This is a genomic window from Seonamhaeicola marinus, assembly GCF_008085455.1.
This window is the reverse complement of sequence record NZ_VSDQ01000762.1, coordinates 1-449: the sequence shown is the minus strand read 5'-3', so window position 1 is coordinate 449 and position 449 is coordinate 1. Positions and strand designations below refer to the sequence as shown.

Below are 449 nucleotides of genomic sequence, written 5' to 3'. Positions count from 1 at the left end.
CTTTTGCGAGATGGCAACGGTAAAGCTATTAGTATTTTAAACGCTTTAGATATAGACTTAAACCATTTGAGACGTAAAGTTGAAATTTTAAGTCCGGCAAATCCAAATATTAGTATTGCTACTAACCAAAAAAAGAACTTGCATCTAACAAGACAGGCTGAACGCGCCTTAAAAACAACGTTTTTAGAAGCCAAATTGTTTCAAAGTACCTCTATAAATACAGCACATTTATTATTGTGTATTTTAAGAAACGAAAATGACCCCACTACCAAGCTTTTAAATAAGCTGAAAGTTGACTATGATAATGTTAAAGAACAATTTAAATTTATGATTACAAACGATAATGATTATATAGAACCGAAAGCTGAATCTTTTCAAGATGATAGCTCAACCCCTGAAGATGATGCTTCAAAAGATATTTTTAATACACCATCTAGCAAAACCAATAA

Annotated in this window: 1 protein-coding gene; it reads left to right on the top strand. The window is 31.2% G+C overall.

Annotation, left to right across the window (positions count from 1 at the left end; translation table 11 throughout):
• Positions 1 to 449: Clp protease N-terminal domain-containing protein (locus FUA24_RS23410; protein WP_317131970.1), on the top strand; the 449-nt coding region annotated here is incomplete at both ends.